The organism is Eubacterium aggregans, from assembly GCF_900107815.1.
In the GTDB taxonomy this organism is placed as follows: domain Bacteria; phylum Bacillota; class Clostridia; order Eubacteriales; family Eubacteriaceae; genus Eubacterium_O; species Eubacterium_O aggregans.
Genome location: NZ_FNRK01000003.1, coordinates 135,625 through 149,829, shown reverse-complemented (window position 1 = coordinate 149,829; position 14,205 = coordinate 135,625). Strand labels below are relative to the sequence as shown.

Annotated in this window: 13 protein-coding genes and 1 tRNA gene; 4 read left to right on the top strand and 10 right to left on the bottom strand. The window is 48.9% G+C overall.

Features of this window, described 5'->3' with window-relative positions:
* Positions 1 to 19 precede the first annotated feature (19 nt).
* Positions 20 to 105: transfer RNA gene (locus tag BLW33_RS02980), tRNA-Leu, on the bottom strand.
* Positions 106 to 184: 79 nt separating this feature from the next.
* Between BLW33_RS02980 and BLW33_RS02975 the strand changes: the two genes are divergently transcribed.
* Both BLW33_RS02975 and BLW33_RS02970 read left to right on the top strand, forming a co-directional pair.
* Positions 185 to 559 carry a NusG domain II-containing protein gene (locus tag BLW33_RS02975; RefSeq protein WP_090304891.1) on the top strand — a complete coding sequence of 125 codons (375 nt, stop codon included), beginning with the start codon at positions 185 to 187 and terminating at the stop codon, positions 557 to 559.
* Positions 552 to 1,070, top strand: a complete 519-nt coding sequence (locus BLW33_RS02970; protein ID WP_090304889.1) for a Gx transporter family protein — start codon at positions 552 to 554, stop codon at positions 1,068 to 1,070. The genes BLW33_RS02975 and BLW33_RS02970 overlap by 8 nt, the downstream gene beginning before the upstream one ends.
* On the opposite strand, the gene der is transcribed toward BLW33_RS02970, so the two are convergent.
* From der to BLW33_RS02950, 4 genes are read right to left on the bottom strand one after another with little or no spacing between them, the layout of a single operon-like run.
* Complete coding sequence (gene der, locus BLW33_RS02965) at positions 1,067 to 2,392, bottom strand: ribosome biogenesis GTPase Der (RefSeq protein WP_090304887.1); 1,326 nt, start codon at positions 2,390 to 2,392, stop codon at positions 1,067 to 1,069. The two genes, BLW33_RS02970 and der, sit on opposite strands and share 4 nt — an antisense overlap.
* A gap of 1 nt (position 2,393) precedes the next feature.
* Positions 2,394 to 3,713, bottom strand: coding sequence for a DUF512 domain-containing protein (locus BLW33_RS02960; protein ID WP_090304885.1), 1,320 nt, complete (start codon positions 3,711 to 3,713; stop codon positions 2,394 to 2,396).
* The gene (locus tag BLW33_RS02955; protein WP_090304883.1) at positions 3,694 to 4,410 is read right to left on the bottom strand and encodes a 4Fe-4S double cluster binding domain-containing protein; all 717 of its coding nucleotides are present in this window, start codon (positions 4,408 to 4,410) and stop codon (positions 3,694 to 3,696) included. Before BLW33_RS02955 ends, BLW33_RS02960 begins: the two co-directional genes overlap by 20 nt.
* Positions 4,407 to 5,138, bottom strand: a complete 732-nt coding sequence (locus BLW33_RS02950; RefSeq protein WP_176966598.1) for a 4Fe-4S double cluster binding domain-containing protein — start codon at positions 5,136 to 5,138, stop codon at positions 4,407 to 4,409. Before BLW33_RS02950 ends, BLW33_RS02955 begins: the two co-directional genes overlap by 4 nt.
* A gap of 39 nt (positions 5,139 to 5,177) precedes the next feature.
* On the opposite strand from BLW33_RS02950, the gene BLW33_RS02945 reads away from it, so the two are divergent.
* A complete protein-coding gene (locus BLW33_RS02945; RefSeq protein WP_090304879.1) occupies positions 5,178 to 5,699 on the top strand; it encodes a DUF4364 family protein in 522 nt (173 codons plus the stop codon).
* A gap of 88 nt (positions 5,700 to 5,787) precedes the next feature.
* Here BLW33_RS02945 and panC read toward each other — a convergent pair whose 3' ends face one another.
* The 3 genes from panC to BLW33_RS02930 form a co-directional block, all read right to left on the bottom strand.
* Positions 5,788 to 6,351 (bottom strand): pantoate--beta-alanine ligase, encoded by a 564-nt coding sequence (gene panC, locus BLW33_RS02940; protein WP_090304877.1) that lies wholly within the window; start codon positions 6,349 to 6,351, stop codon positions 5,788 to 5,790.
* Between the two features lie 51 nt (positions 6,352 to 6,402).
* On the bottom strand, positions 6,403 to 6,699 hold the full coding sequence (locus BLW33_RS02935) for an aspartate 1-decarboxylase (protein ID WP_090304876.1): 297 nt from the start codon (positions 6,697 to 6,699) through the stop codon (positions 6,403 to 6,405).
* Between the two features lie 370 nt (positions 6,700 to 7,069).
* Positions 7,070 to 9,694, bottom strand: a complete 2,625-nt coding sequence (locus tag BLW33_RS02930) for a calcium-translocating P-type ATPase, PMCA-type (RefSeq protein WP_207647797.1) — start codon at positions 9,692 to 9,694, stop codon at positions 7,070 to 7,072.
* Positions 9,695 to 10,086: 392 nt separating this feature from the next.
* Between BLW33_RS02930 and BLW33_RS02925 the strand changes: the two genes are divergently transcribed.
* Entirely contained in the window at positions 10,087 to 10,512 is a 426-nt protein-coding gene (locus BLW33_RS02925; RefSeq protein ID WP_090304872.1) for a GlcG/HbpS family heme-binding protein, read from the top strand.
* 81 nt (positions 10,513 to 10,593) lie between these two features.
* On the opposite strand, the gene BLW33_RS02920 is transcribed toward BLW33_RS02925, so the two are convergent.
* Positions 10,594 to 13,233, bottom strand: coding sequence for a valine--tRNA ligase (locus BLW33_RS02920; protein ID WP_176966603.1), 2,640 nt, complete (start codon positions 13,231 to 13,233; stop codon positions 10,594 to 10,596).
* Positions 13,234 to 13,347: 114 nt separating this feature from the next.
* Positions 13,348 to 14,163 carry a M15 family metallopeptidase gene (locus BLW33_RS02915; RefSeq protein WP_090304868.1) on the bottom strand — a complete coding sequence of 272 codons (816 nt, stop codon included), beginning with the start codon at positions 14,161 to 14,163 and terminating at the stop codon, positions 13,348 to 13,350.
* Between the last annotated feature and the right edge of the window lie 42 nt (positions 14,164 to 14,205).

Here is a 14,205-nt window from a genome sequence, read left to right as displayed (position 1 = left end):
GTCTGTCATCTTTATCAACTGGTGCGAGAGACGGGAGTCGAACCCGTACGTACGGAGTACACACGCCTCTGAAACGTGCTTGTCTGCCAATTCCAACACTCTCGCTTACTGCCTTTTCTGTCGGCTGCTTGTATATAATAACGCAGCACCATAGTAATGTCAAGGATCTTTTTTCGGTTTTTTCATGTTTTTTAATAAGGAGTCTGTTATTAAAAGAAAAGAAATTATTTACATTGCAGTAATCGCTTTATTTTCGATTTTGGGTATCTTTGTCTACAAACAATGGAACCAGTCCGCCCAAAGGCTTTATGTTGTGGTCACCGCCCAGGGCAAGGAGGTAGTCAACACCCCACTGGACACCGATTTTACCCAAACCATCACTACCGATGAGGGAACCAATACCCTGGTGGTGACCGATGGCCACGCCCATATGGAATCTGCGGACTGTGCCAATCAAGTCTGTGTTCATAGCGCTGCCATCGATTCCCCGGGGGAAACCATCGCCTGTCTGCCCCATCACCTCATTGTGGAGATTAAACCGGGAGGCGGCCATGAGTAGAAACCGCAGGTTAGTGGTTTTAGCCATGTATCTGACCACCGCCCTTATTTTAAGCTATTTGGAATCCCTGGTCCCCCTGCCCATCCCCATTCCGGGGATTAAGCTGGGACTGGCCAATATCGCCACGGTGGTTTGTCTGTATACCTTTGGCCTTCCCCTTACCCTGCTGCTGGTGGCCAGCCGGGTTTTCCTGGCTGGTTTTCTCTTTGGCAGCATGAGCTCTATTCTCTACGCCCTTTCCGGAGGACTGGTCAGCGCTCTGATCATGGGGCTTTTATCCATGGCCAATAAAAAAGAGCAACGACTTTCTCTCATGGCCATCAGCGTGGCTGGGGCCATTGCCCACAACCTTGGCCAACTCATCGTTGCTACCCTTGTCATTGGAAATCTTAAGCTGCTTTTGTACTATCTGCCCTTCTTGGTTCTGCTGGCCATTCCCACAGGCTTGGTGGTGGGAATGGCGGCCCAGCTTCTCATCGGTGCCCTTAAACACCAGGGACTGCTGCCCTAATTCTTCTCTTTCCGTTCCCGGATGAATAGCCGGATAGGCGTTCCAAAGAAATCAAAGGTCTCGTTGATTTTGTTCTCCAGATAACGCTCATAGGAAAAGTGCATGAGGGAGGCATCATTGACAAAGAGCACAAAGGTCGGCGGATTGATTGCTGGCTGGGAAGCGTAGAAAATCTTCAGCCTGCGGCCACTTTTAGACGGTGGCTGCTTCATCATGACGAAGCTGGTAATGGCTTCATTAAGCTTCCCGGTGCTGATGCGTTTTTCGCTCTGGGACTTGACGAAATCAATTTTTTCATAGAGCTGGGATACCCGCTGTCCGGTCTTGGCTGAGATGAACATCATGGGGGCATAAGGCATAAAGGAAAGGGTTTTCCGGATATCCTCGGTCATCTTTTTCATGGTCTTATCATCCTTGGCCACAGAATCCCATTTGTTAACCACAATAATCGAAGGCTTGGAACGATTGTGGGCAATGCCGGCAATCTTACTGTCTTGCTCGGTGACCCCCTGTTCTGCGTCGATCAAAATCAAAACAACATCCGCCCGTTCCACAGCGGCCACCGCCCGAATGATACTGTATCGCTCGATATCATCGTAAATTTTGTTTTTACGGCGTAATCCGGCAGTATCGATTAAGGTATAGATTTTTCCATGGTACTTCACATCCGTATCCACGGCATCCCGGGTGGTTCCAGCCACATCACTGACGATGAGGCGGTCCTCTCCCAACATCTTATTAATCAGGGTGGATTTTCCGGCGTTGGGCTTCCCAACAACGGCCACCTTCAGGTGGTTATCCTCCTGCTCCTCTTCATCATAGACTTTTTTGACCTTCTCGATGATGGCATCCAGCAGGTCTCCCAGACCCAGACCCTGCTCCCCGGAAATCGGAAGGGGCTCCCCAAGACCCAGGGTATAAAATTCATAAAGAGCATCCTCTAAATTCTTAGTATCTAACTTGTTCACTGCCAGGACGACATTTTTCCCACGCTTGCGGATCATCCCTGCGACTTCTTCATCGGCAGCGGTCATTCCGCCCCGGCCATCCACTAAAAGCAGAATCAAATCCGCCATATCCATAGCGACCTCTGCCTGCACCCGCATCTGGAATAAAATATCATCCTTGGCCGCCGGTTCAATCCCACCGGTATCAATCAGCGTAAAATGATGATTTTGCCACTCCGCATCGGAAATAATACGATCCCGGGTGACCCCTGGGGTATCCTCCACAATGGCGATGCGTTCCCCTACCAGTTTATTGAATAGGGTTGATTTTCCTACATTTGGCCGTCCGACGACGGCAACAATTGGTTTTGCCATATTATCCTCCTATTAATCGCTGGGCAACGGCTTCTGCCAAAGCTTCTCCCCGAACGGGAACCATAGCGACCTCCGCCCCAAGGGCTTGGGACAATGACCCCAGCGTCATATCATCTAAGAAATCTTCAGTCCCATATCTTACCATATTTTCCGGAATAAAATAAGTCTCTATTTCATTTTCTTTTGGAACCTGGACGACAATGTCCCCACCGGTAACAAGTCCACATACGGTGATAGAGGGTCCAAAGTGATTGTTTTTGATGGGAAGCACCGCAATATCCGCACGGGGGTAAACTTCCTCAATAGCCTTTGCACAATCCTCCATAAACCCCTTTGCCAGCACCCCGGTAATAATCCCAAAGCGATGGCTCCCCTTAGACTCTGGGGTTACGGCTGCCAAAGCATCCCTAAGGCCCGCCTTAAAATCCGTCATCATACCGACACCATTTTCTAACTGGCTGAAGTCCCCGTAATAGTCTTCTCCGGGCAGGTCTTGTCCTGCCAAGAGAAAGAACTCATCGCTGGGAAAGACAAATCGCACACCGTATTGGACCAGCATTTTGGCCTGTACTCCCTTTATAATATCCAAGGTTTCAGCTGCTTTTTTAGCGTCCACCGGGTACAAGGCAGGCAGTCCTTCCCGATAGCTGCTCAGTCCCACCGGAACGACGGATAGGGACTCAAGCCAAGGATGAAAGACCATGACGTCCTCCAGGGTTTTCTTCAGGGCTTCTCCATCATTATAACCAGGGCACATCACAATTTGGCCATTCATTTGGATCTGATGTTTGGAAAAAAAGGCTAAATCTTCCAGGATACTCCCAGCAAAGCGGTTGCCCAACATTTTACACCGCAGCTCCGGGTCCGTGGTGTGAATGGAAATATTGATGGGCATGATATGATAATCAACGATACGTCGCTTCAGCTCTTCGCTAAGATTGGTCAATGTCACATAATTCCCCTGGAGAAAAGACAGACGCTCGTCATCATCTTTAATATATAAAGTATCCCGCATTCCCGGTGGCATCTGGTCAATAAAGCAAAAGATACAATTATTTCGGCAGCGGCGGATTCCCAAAGTCCCCCCATCACAGTTAAGGCCCAGGGATTCATCGCTCTCCTTTTCGATTTCCAACTCCCAAATTTCACCGTTGGGCTTTTGGACCTCCACCAAAATTTCCTCTTCCCCGCCTAAAAAACGGATATCCAATTCATCCACCACACCCCGGCCATTAATGGATAAGAGCAGGTCTCCCTGCTCTACCCCCATTTCTGCCAGCACACCCGTTGGGCTTAGTTCCTTAATTTCGTAGGGATTCATCAAGCTTCCTCGTTCCTTTCGTAAAAGGGCAATGGGCCATACACAGGCCACAGACCATTTGATGGGCAATTTCTTCATGATGGGTATTGATATAAGTATCGCATTTCAGGGCATCAAAGAGGGTCTCCCGCTCCATGCCAAGCTCCCACTTCTCTCCCTTAATAGCACCAGAGGGGCACACCCGGGTACAAATCCGGCACCCTCCACATTGGCTCTCCATGGGCTTATTTTCAATGGGGAGCGCTGTGGTGGTGAGTACAGAACCCAGCCGGACCCCGGACCCATACTCCCGGTGGAGAAAAAGGGCACTCTTTCCAATCCATCCCATCCCAGACAGCACCGCAGTAGTCTTATGCTGGAACAGACCATGGAGGACCGTATCATCAGATAGCATTGGCGGGCCGGCAGGAATGGCCTGGGCAGGGTATCCCTCTGCCTCCAGGAGCAATGCCAGCTGCAGGGTGATATCATCAATCAGACGATTGACGGATACATAATGGGCATAGTAGGCATGGGTCGGTGTTTCCTGAATATGGCTGATTACCCCGCGATTGAGCGGCACCACAATGCATAATGCTTGCTTAAAGCCATCCGGTGCCAATACTGAAGCTGCTTCTAAATCGGCCCAGCCCACATCAATCGCCCCCATTTCCATAGCCTTTTGACGAACTTTCTCTTTGATTCCATTCATAATCATTGTACCTTTTCTTTCTGTATTGCCCCAAAGGGACAGTGAACCATACACAAACCACAAACCACGCCTCGGCCAATATGCTGATAAGCTTCTTTCATATGTGTACTACAAGCGCGCACATCGATCAACTGATTTCTAGCCATCCCCATCTGCCACTTGACACCCTCGATAGCTTGTGCCGGGCAAACATCCCGGCAGCGGGTACACTGGCCGCAGCGGCTTTCCATGGGCTCTGAACCACTCCCCAAAGGAGCATCCGTCAGCACCGTCCCCAAGCGAACGGCCGGACCATAACGGCTATGGATGAAGAGGGCGCTTTTTCCAATCCAGCCCATTCCAGAAAGCACCGCCGCTGTCTTATGGGAAAAGACCGCCCGATACCCTCCGGTCTCAGGATCCGACTGGGACGCTGGCACCGGATATGCCCGGTAACCCTGTCGCTCTAAAAATAGGGCCAGCTGAAGGGTTGTATCGTCAATGAGACGATTCATGGTGCGGTAATGGTGGAAATAGGTAATGGTCGGCTCCGTCTCTACCTCGGATAAAATTCCCCGGGATAAAGGGAAAACAAGGGATATGGCCTGTCCATAACCCCGTCCCTCATCCTTATCCAATATTGAAATATCCGCAAATCCAAAATCCCCAACCCCACGATGACGGACAATATCTGAAACTTGAAGGATAATTTGTTTTTTTTTCACGTTATTCGACCAACCTTTCTTTCGTTCCATGGTCCTTTGTGCTATAATGATGCAGAAAGGAGCAGTGCGATGCTGAATCCATTCCATCAAACAGAAGATAAACTTATTATATTATATGTACTCAATAAAATCAAAACTGGCATCACCCGGGAACAGCTGGCTTACATTATTATTCAGAATGTGCAGATCAGCTATTTTGATATTCAGCTTTATATTGATGCCCTCCTGGGAGAGCAGCTCATCCAGAAAACCGAAGATGGTGACGAAAAAGAAATTTTAACGAACACCGCTGACGGAAATAAAACCCTGGAGTTGCTTTTAGATAAGATCCCCATGTATCTCCAGGAAATGCTGGACCGATATATTCTGGAAAGCCGGAACAAGATTTTAAATGAGGTGTACACCACGGCAGATTACAAAAAAAACGGCCCCTACGATTTCCAAGTATCCCTTAGTCTTTCAGAGAATGGGATCGCACTGATGTCCATCAGCGTCAACACCCCTACCAAGGAAGAGGCAGTGGCTATGTGTGAAAAATGGAAGGGAAATACCCAAAAGATTTATGCTGCCATTTTAAAGGATTTAACTTAAGGTTTTCACAATATTTTATTTCATAAAAAAGCTCTGCCACAGGCGGTCGTGTCACCTCAATGGCAGAGCTTTTTTTAGTTAAATCAAACTAGATCGTCGCTTCAGGCTGAATCTTGGTATCCTCCCGCACGATTGGACAACCAATCACCTCTATATCGAAATTAAGATCCTCCACCATTTTTCTGATAATGGCCAACTGCTGGGCGTCCTTCTCCCCAAAGTATGCCCGGTCTGGGGCCACAATATTGAAGAGCTTGCACACCACCGTACACACTCCGGAAAAATGGATGGGACGGGTTTTCCCACAAAGGGTTTCCGATAAGGTATCAACGGCGACCGAAACATGGGGAGCATTATACATCTCCTGGGAATCGGGATGGAACACCATGTCCACCCCCAGTGCCTCACACAATGTGCAGTCCTGATTAAAATCCCGAGGATAATCCGCCAGATCCTCACCAACTCCAAACTGAGTCGGATTGACGAAGTTGGAAACAACCACGACATCATTCTCTGCCAGACACCTTTTGATTAAGCTGGCATGACCCTCATGGAGGTACCCCATCGTCGGCACCAATCCGACGGTCTTTCCTGCAATCTTCTGAGCCTTAACCCATTGCTTTACCTCTGGAATACTTACTGAAATCTTCATTTTTAATACGTCCTTTTTTGGATTTGGAGATAGCCTCTCTTCTGATTCCTGTTAAGCCATATCCTCTAATCGACCATGCTGCTCATAATGCATACACCGGCCAATGGCATTCTCCTCATCCACAAAAACAACGTTTGGCCTGTGGGCTGCTGCCTCCTCAGGCGCATAGGTCCCATCAGCCATAATGATGACTTTATCTCCTACAGCGACAATCTGAACCTCCTGATACTCTAAAATCCCCGCAGCATCCAGCAAATCCTGGTCCACGGTAATACTGCCAATATAATCCAATGCTGCCTGGGTCACCGTTGCACGGTGTATCTTACCTTGTAATAAGGTTACTGTCATTGATGCAATCCTTTCATGATATACAACAAAAAAACACCTCAACGAATCGCAAAGACGCTGATGTGTTCATCCTGTGATCATTGTATCTCTGTGGGTCCCATTCTAAAAAAAATACAGGCCCAACCTCGTTGTAACGATTGCATTAACAGTGCATCAGATGAAGTATAGTTTCTTAAGAATACTATCTCCGCGGATATTATAGCACAATTTCCATAAACTTCTACTGTTTTTATTTTCCTTTGACCACGGGATTAAAAAAAGCCATGGAGAACGACTTAATTCTCCATGGCCACTTACTCCTCCGATGGTGAAAGCAGCATGCACCGTCTCTAAATTTTAAAAAATACTTTCCTCAACCGGACAAGTCCGCCTAGTGCTTATCATCCTGATTGAATATCCGTCCAAGAAGCTTTGTAATTTCAACAATCACAAGGGGTGCTAAGGATGCCCCAATGACAATGAGCCATTCCCGTAAATCTAAGGTGGTCACATCAAAGATAGCATGGGCACCAGGAATCAGAATAACGGAAAGCTGGAGCACCAGGGAAATGCCAATAGCTCCCCAGAGATAGCGGTTGGTAAAGAACTTTTTACTAAAAACGGATTTGCTTTCAGAACGAACATTGAGAACATGGGTCAGTTGGGATAACCCCAGCACTGCAAAGACCATGGTCCGTCCAACGTCAACCCCGAAATGCGTCAGGCCGTAATGGAATACTCCAAGGGATAAAACCGCCAGAACGATTCCCTGAAAAATAATTCGTCCGCCAACACCATGGGCAAAAATGCTTTCCTTGGGATTTCTCGGCTTCCGTTCCATGATATCTTCATCATTTTTCTCAACCCCTAAGGCCAAGGCCGGCAGGCTATCGGTAATTAAGTTGATCCACAAAATATGGATGGGCAGTAAGGGCTGCACCCAGCCCACTACCGTGGCAAAGAATAAAATAAGGATTTCCGCAATATTACAGGAGAGCAGGAAATGAACGGCCTTTTTGATATTTTCGTAAATATTCCGGCCTTCCTTCACCGCCGATACGATAGTGGCAAAATTATCATCCGTCAAAATCATATCTGCGGACTCCTTGGAAACATCGGTTCCCGTTATTCCCATGGCACAGCCGATATCCGCCTTCTTAAGCGCCGGGGCATCGTTGACCCCGTCTCCGGTCATGGCAACGACAGCCCCCCTCTTCTGCCAGGTATCCACGATGCGCACCTTGTTTTCCGGGGATACCCGGGCGTATACAGCAACGCGGTCGATTTCCTGCTCAAGCTCGGCATCGGACAGTGCATCCAGCTCGACACCAGAAAGGGCAATACTATCCTCTTCAAAAATCTTTAAATCCTTGGCAATGGCCACTGCCGTATTTTTATGGTCCCCAGTAATCATCACCGTCTTAATGCCAGCCGTGTGACATTCGGTAATGGCTCCCCGGACTTCTTCCCGGGGAGGATCGATCATCCCGGTCAGACCGGCAAAGATTAAATGGTTTTCCAAATTCTCCATGGTAACCTCAGGGGCATCCATGTAGTGTTGGAAGGCATATCCCAATACCCGATAGGCTTCGTCGGACATTTCTGTATTGGCCGCCAATATTTCGGCCTGGGCCGCAGCATCCATGGGCAGAACCTCGGAGCCCTTTAAATAGTGGGTACAACGGGAGAGGAGCACATCGGGTGCCCCCTTGGTATAGCCTACCCAGGAATTCCCATATTTATGAACGGTGGTCATCAGCTTCCGTTCGGAGTCAAAGGGAAGCTCTGCCACCCGGGGAGCCGTCATTAGGGATTCGTTCTTATCAAATCCCAGGAGGTTCGCATAGGCGACCATGGCCACCTCGGTGGGATCCCCAATTTCTACGGTTTCTTCCCCATTGTAGGTAATGGAGGCATCGTTACACAGCTGGCCCACTCGGACAACAAATTTCTCGCTTTCCGTAAAGCCATCATCCATAATATTCTCTGCATCCACAATCCCTTCGTTGGCATACACCTTGCGAATGGTCATGCGGTTTTGAGTCAGGGTCCCGGTTTTATCCGAACAAATGACCGAGGCGCAGCCCAGGGTTTCCACGGCTGGCAACTTTCTGATAATGGCGTGCTTGGCAATAAGCTTCTGGGTGCCCAGGGCCAGCACCACCGTGACGATAGCTGGTAATCCCTCTGGAATGGCAGCTACCGCCAAACTGACGGCGGTCATAAAGAGCAGCAGCGGATCGCCCCCGCGCAAAAGGCCCACTAAAAAGACAACGGCACAGGCGGCCAGAGCGCCCACGGCCAACACCTTCCCCAGCTGTTCCAAACTGCGCTGGAGTGGGGTTTGGGTGCTTTCCGTTCCCTGAAGCATCCCGGCAATTTTTCCTATTTCGGTGTTCATCCCCGTCGCCGTTACAATAAAACGGCCCCGGCCATAGGTGACCAGACTGCTGGAAAACACGGTATTGACCCGGTCCCCTAAGGGTGTATCCGGATCGGTGATTTCGATATTTTCTTTCTCCACCGGGACAGATTCTCCGGTAAGAGCGGATTCCTGAATCTGCAGGGTTGCCGCCTCAATCAGACGGCCATCTGCCGGTACAAAATCCCCGGCATCCAGCAGAACGATATCCCCTGGCACCAATTCCTCAGAGGGCACCACCAGCTGTACACCGCCCCGGAGAACTTTAGCTTCAGGGATAGTCATGCGCTTGAGGGCCTCCATGGCGTCCTCGGCCTTATTTTCCTGAATCACACCGATGACCGCGTTCAAAATGACGATGACCATGATTAGAGCAGCATCACTCACTTCCCCTAAAAATCCAGAGATGACGGCAGCAACCATCAAAACGATGATCAGGAAGTCCTTAAACTGCTCGAAGAACATTCGAATGGGTGACTTTCGCTTGCCCTCTTCCATGCGGTTGGGTCCGTACTCTGCCCTCAGGGCTTCCACCTGAATATCACTGAGTCCGGTTTCCGCATTGGTGCCGGTGAGGGCCTCTGCTTCGGCCACTGAGAGTAAATAACTTTGTTTCTCTTTTTGTTCTGCCAATTTTTCCTCCTATTGATGCAATAATAAAAAGACCCCACCCAAACCAAAAATCTAGCCTGGATAAAGGTCTTACTCTCAAGAAATCCTTGATGCATGGCCGGGGCATTGCCCGGAATGACGACCATACAAATCCTTTCGGTGAGTTACTCCCCTTTAGGTTTTTTTATTATTTTAATGGTCTGATTTTAACACGATATCACACAATTGTCAAAACGGAAATGTTTTCTGCTTCGATCTTTTTTTCTAAACCTTAAGGCTCTTAAGCTTTATTTTGTCCTTGTTCGTATAATTATTACATTGCTAATTAATAGTAATCGATTTACAATTGAAGAAAATATTCGGAGGTGGGTAAAATGACCCAAACAGGTAAACTATTGGATTTAGCCAAAAAATTTGCGGTGGCAGCCGAAAAAAAGGCCATTGAAATCAATGTTCCTATGGTCATTTCGGTTTGTGACATGAGCGGTATTCCCGTTTACGTCGAACGGATGGAGGATTCCCTTCTTTGCAGTGTCCAAATCGCCCAGGATAAGGCCTGGACAGCAGCAGCCCTAAAGGGCACCAGCGCCGGTATTGCCGACGCCGCTAAAGAAGCCGGCCCTCTATTCGGAATTGGGAATAATTGCGGTGGGCGCATTGTCACCTTTGGCGGCGGTTTTCCCTTAAAGGACGGTGATCAGTTCATCGGTGCCATTGGCATTAGCGGCGGTTCTGTAGAAGAAGACGAATCCTGCTGTAGAGCTGGCTTGGAGGCCATCGGGCAGACAGAGTACCTCTAATCTCTATTCGCTTTCCCGATTGTAAAGAACCCTAAAATGCAAGAGAGCAGCGATATCTACCGCTGCTCTCTTTATTTATACCTATTTTTCAAAATAGGCCAGACGGTCTTCAACCTTAGCCATCATCTCTGTATACCCTGCCAGTTTTTCGCGCTCGGCGGCCACTACCTGCTCCGGTGCTTTTTTAAGGAAGCCTTCGTTACCCAGCTTGCCATTTAAACGGGCCAGTTCTTTTTCAATTTTTTTCTTTTCATTCTGGAGACGAGCGATTTCCTTTTCCTTATCCACCAAATCCTCTAGGGAAAGGAATATTTCGGCATCTTCTATGACAGCAGAGATAAAGCCATCCCCCACCGCATCCTTCTCAATGGTCTTCACCCCGGATACTGACGCCAGCTTTTCAAGCAAGGCCTCTGAGGTCATGAGGAGGCTTTCATGCTCCGCATTATCGGTCATGAAATACAGCTCAGCTTTTCTGGAATTTGGCACATCGGCTTCCGCCCGGATATTCCGGATATTCCGAATGACCTCCATTAAGAAAACAACGTCCTTTTCCTCCTGGGGATAGCTCAGCGCTTCATCGTATTCCGGCCATTTGGCCACGATGATGGCCTCACCACTCCCAGGTAAATAGGCATAAATTTCTTCTGTGATAAAGGGCACCACGGGGTGCAGCAATTTTAAAATCGTCGTGAGCACAGTATTTAAGGTGTATTCTGCCGCCAGCTTACTGCCTTCATCCTCACCGTACAGCCGGGGTTTCACCAGCTCGATATACCAGTCGCAGTATTCGCTCCAGGTGAAATCGTAAATTTTTTGTGCGGCAATCCCCAGCTCGTATTTCTCCATGTTCTGGGTCACTTCCCCCACCACGGTGTTCATCCGGCTAAGGATCCACTTATCCGTGGCTTCCAGGTTCGCCATAGCGGTTTCTTGTTGATCCATGATATCGTCTTCTAAATTCATGAGAACAAAACGGGTGGCATTCCAAACCTTGTTCAGGAAGTTCCGGCTGGACTCCACCTTTTCATCCTGCCAACGGATATCATTTCCCGCAGAATTTCCGGTGATAATAGCAAAACGCAGAGCATCCGCAGAGTATTCCTCAATGATTTCCAGGGGATCAATCCCGTTCCCCAAGGATTTACTCATCTTCCGTCCCTGGGAATCTCGGATGAGGCCGTGAATGTACACATCCGAGAAGGGTGCTTCACCCATATTATAAAGCCCCATAAAAATCATACGGGCAACCCAGAAGAAAATAATATCATATCCTGTGACCAATACGGCATTGGGATAGAATTTTTCTAAATCGGCGGTATCCCTGGGCCATCCCAGAGTTGAGAAGGGCCAGAGGGCAGAACTAAACCAGGTATCCAGGGCATCAGGGTCCTGGGTGAAGTGACTGCCGCCACATTTCGGACAGACCTCTGGCTTTTCCTTGGCAACAACCAGCTCACCACAGGCATCACAAGTGTAGGCCGGAATCCGGTGTCCCCACCACAACTGACGGGAAATACACCAGTCCCGAATGTTTTCCATCCAATTGAAATAAATCTTGCTGAAACGGTCCGGTACAAATTTTGTATCTCCGTTTCGCACCGCATCAATGGCTGGCTCGGCCAAGGGTGCCATTTTTACAAACCATTGCTCAGAGGTCATGGTTTCCACGGTAGTGCTGCACCGGTAGCAATGGCCCACATTATGGACGTGTTCCTCCACTTTTTCGAGGAGTCCCAAGGCCTCTAAATCCGCCAAAACGGCCTTCCGGCAGGCATAACGATCCATACCGGCGTATTTTTCACCAGCCAAGGCATTCATAGTCCCATTTTCGTTCATCACGTTGATTTCTTCCAGATTATGGCGCTTGCCCACCTCGTAGTCATTGGGATCATGAGCGGGGGTCATCTTAACCACGCCGGTGCCAAATTCCATGTCCACGTAATCATCGGCTACCACAGGGATGGCTTTTCCCACGATGGGCAGAATGACGTTTTTACCCACCAGGTCGGTGTAGCGTTCATCCTTGGGGTTGACGGCAACACCGCTGTCTCCCAGCATGGTTTCCGGGCGGGTAGTGGCCACAGTAACGTAGCCCTCACCATCCTCAAAGGGATAACGGATATGCCACAAATGGCCATTTTCTTCCTGATATTCAACCTCTGCATCGGATAGGGCCGTTTTACAATCCGGGCACCAATTGATAATCCGGCTCCCCTTGTAAATGAGGCCCTCCTCATACAGGCGAATAAAGGTGTCTTTAACAGCCTCTGAGCATCCCTCATCCATGGTGAAGCGCTCTCTGTCCCAGTCACAGGAAGCACCAAGCTTTTTCACCTGCTCCCGGATACGGTCTCTATAAGTAATGGCCCAATCCCAGGCCCGCTTTAAAAATTCATCACGACCCAGATCTTCCTTTGTTTTACCTTCTTCATTTCGGATTTTATCTACCACCTTCACCTCAGTGGCAATACTGGCATGGTCCATACCGGGAACCCATAAGGCGGCATAACCCTGCATCCGCTTAAAACGGGTGAGGACATCCTGGAGGGTATCATCAAAGGCATGGCCCATGTGGAGCTGACCCGTAATATTTGGTGGAGGCATCATGATGGTGTAGGCCTTTCCCTCTGGATGGACCTCCGGTTTAAAATAACCTTTTTCCTGCCACCAATCATAAATCCGGCCTTCCACCGAATGGGGTTCATAGACTTTCGACATTTCTTTTTTCAATGGGCTGCATCCTCTCTTAATCTTAATACTAATAATAGATTATAACAAAAAAGAACAGAGGCTTCCACCTCTGCCCCTTTATTTTTTCTTCTCCTAATCACTTTAATCCATAATATTCAAATACTCTTCATAGGTCTTTCCACTATCGTAGACTGCCTTAGCCACATCCACACCTAAATACCGCAAATGCCAGGGCTCATAGGTGTAGCCTGTAATGCTCTCCTGACCATTGGGATAGCGAATAATAAAACCATAACGCCAGGCATTGGCATCCAGCCATGCTCCCTCAGCGGTGTTGATAAAATCGGTGGTCAGGGCCAATCCGATGGTATTACTGGTCACATCAATGCATAAACCCGTTTGATGCTCACTGTAACCCGGAGGGGCGGTGGTAGCCTCAGCAGAAGCTTGGCCTGTACTCGCCGCCTCCGAATCAAAGACACTCACCTGAGTATCATAATCCCGAAAGCCTGAACAGCACTGTAAGTCCAGGCCCTGGGCCTGTCCAGCAGCAAACAATTCTGCCAGAGCTGCTGCTGCCTCGGAGCGGAGATAGGTCTGACGGATACCCGGCAGATCATTGGCCACAAGGTCTCCAGGGCTATAATCCTGGGGTAGTCCATGGGTCTTATTAACCAACTGGGTAATACTTCCGGTGGTCAGGGGATCAACCGCCACCCTCTGGGTTGGCTCAGCCGTGGGCACCGGAGCGGTAATGGTTGAAATCACTGGCCCGGTAATGGAGGACCCCCCTCCTGCCGGCTCCTTTTTTGTCAAAGCGGCGTAATGGGCGGCGTCTGTGGTAAACAAAGTGCTGCTGGCCAAAAGGCACAGCAAAATAATCAACAGTCCGGCTAAAAAACCGTACAACTGGCGTTGTTTCTTTTTTTTATTTATTTTTCGATTAACTGCCGCCACCCCCTTTTTTCATTAATAGTATAACACTAACATAAAACATCC

Coding starts and splice junctions, on each gene's coding strand:
- BLW33_RS02960 (WP_090304885.1), bottom strand. CDS start 3,713: ATGAATCCCTACGAAATTAAGGAACTAAGCCCAACGGGTGTGCTGGCA.
- BLW33_RS02920 (WP_176966603.1), bottom strand. CDS start 13,233: ATGTCGAAAGTCTATGAACCCCATTCGGTGGAAGGCCGGATTTATGAT.
- BLW33_RS02975 (WP_090304891.1), top strand. CDS start 185: ATGTTTTTTAATAAGGAGTCTGTTATTAAAAGAAAAGAAATTATTTAC.
- BLW33_RS02950 (WP_176966598.1), bottom strand. CDS start 5,138: ATGGAACGAAAGAAAGGTTGGTCGAATAACGTGAAAAAAAAACAAATT.
- BLW33_RS02970 (WP_090304889.1), top strand. CDS start 552: ATGAGTAGAAACCGCAGGTTAGTGGTTTTAGCCATGTATCTGACCACC.
- BLW33_RS02955 (WP_090304883.1), bottom strand. CDS start 4,410: ATGATTATGAATGGAATCAAAGAGAAAGTTCGTCAAAAGGCTATGGAA.
- BLW33_RS02925 (WP_090304872.1), top strand. CDS start 10,087: ATGACCCAAACAGGTAAACTATTGGATTTAGCCAAAAAATTTGCGGTG.
- BLW33_RS02945 (WP_090304879.1), top strand. CDS start 5,178: ATGCTGAATCCATTCCATCAAACAGAAGATAAACTTATTATATTATAT.
- der (WP_090304887.1), bottom strand. CDS start 2,392: ATGGCAAAACCAATTGTTGCCGTCGTCGGACGGCCAAATGTAGGAAAA.
- BLW33_RS02935 (WP_090304876.1), bottom strand. CDS start 6,699: ATGACAGTAACCTTATTACAAGGTAAGATACACCGTGCAACGGTGACC.
- panC (WP_090304877.1), bottom strand. CDS start 6,351: ATGAAGATTTCAGTAAGTATTCCAGAGGTAAAGCAATGGGTTAAGGCT.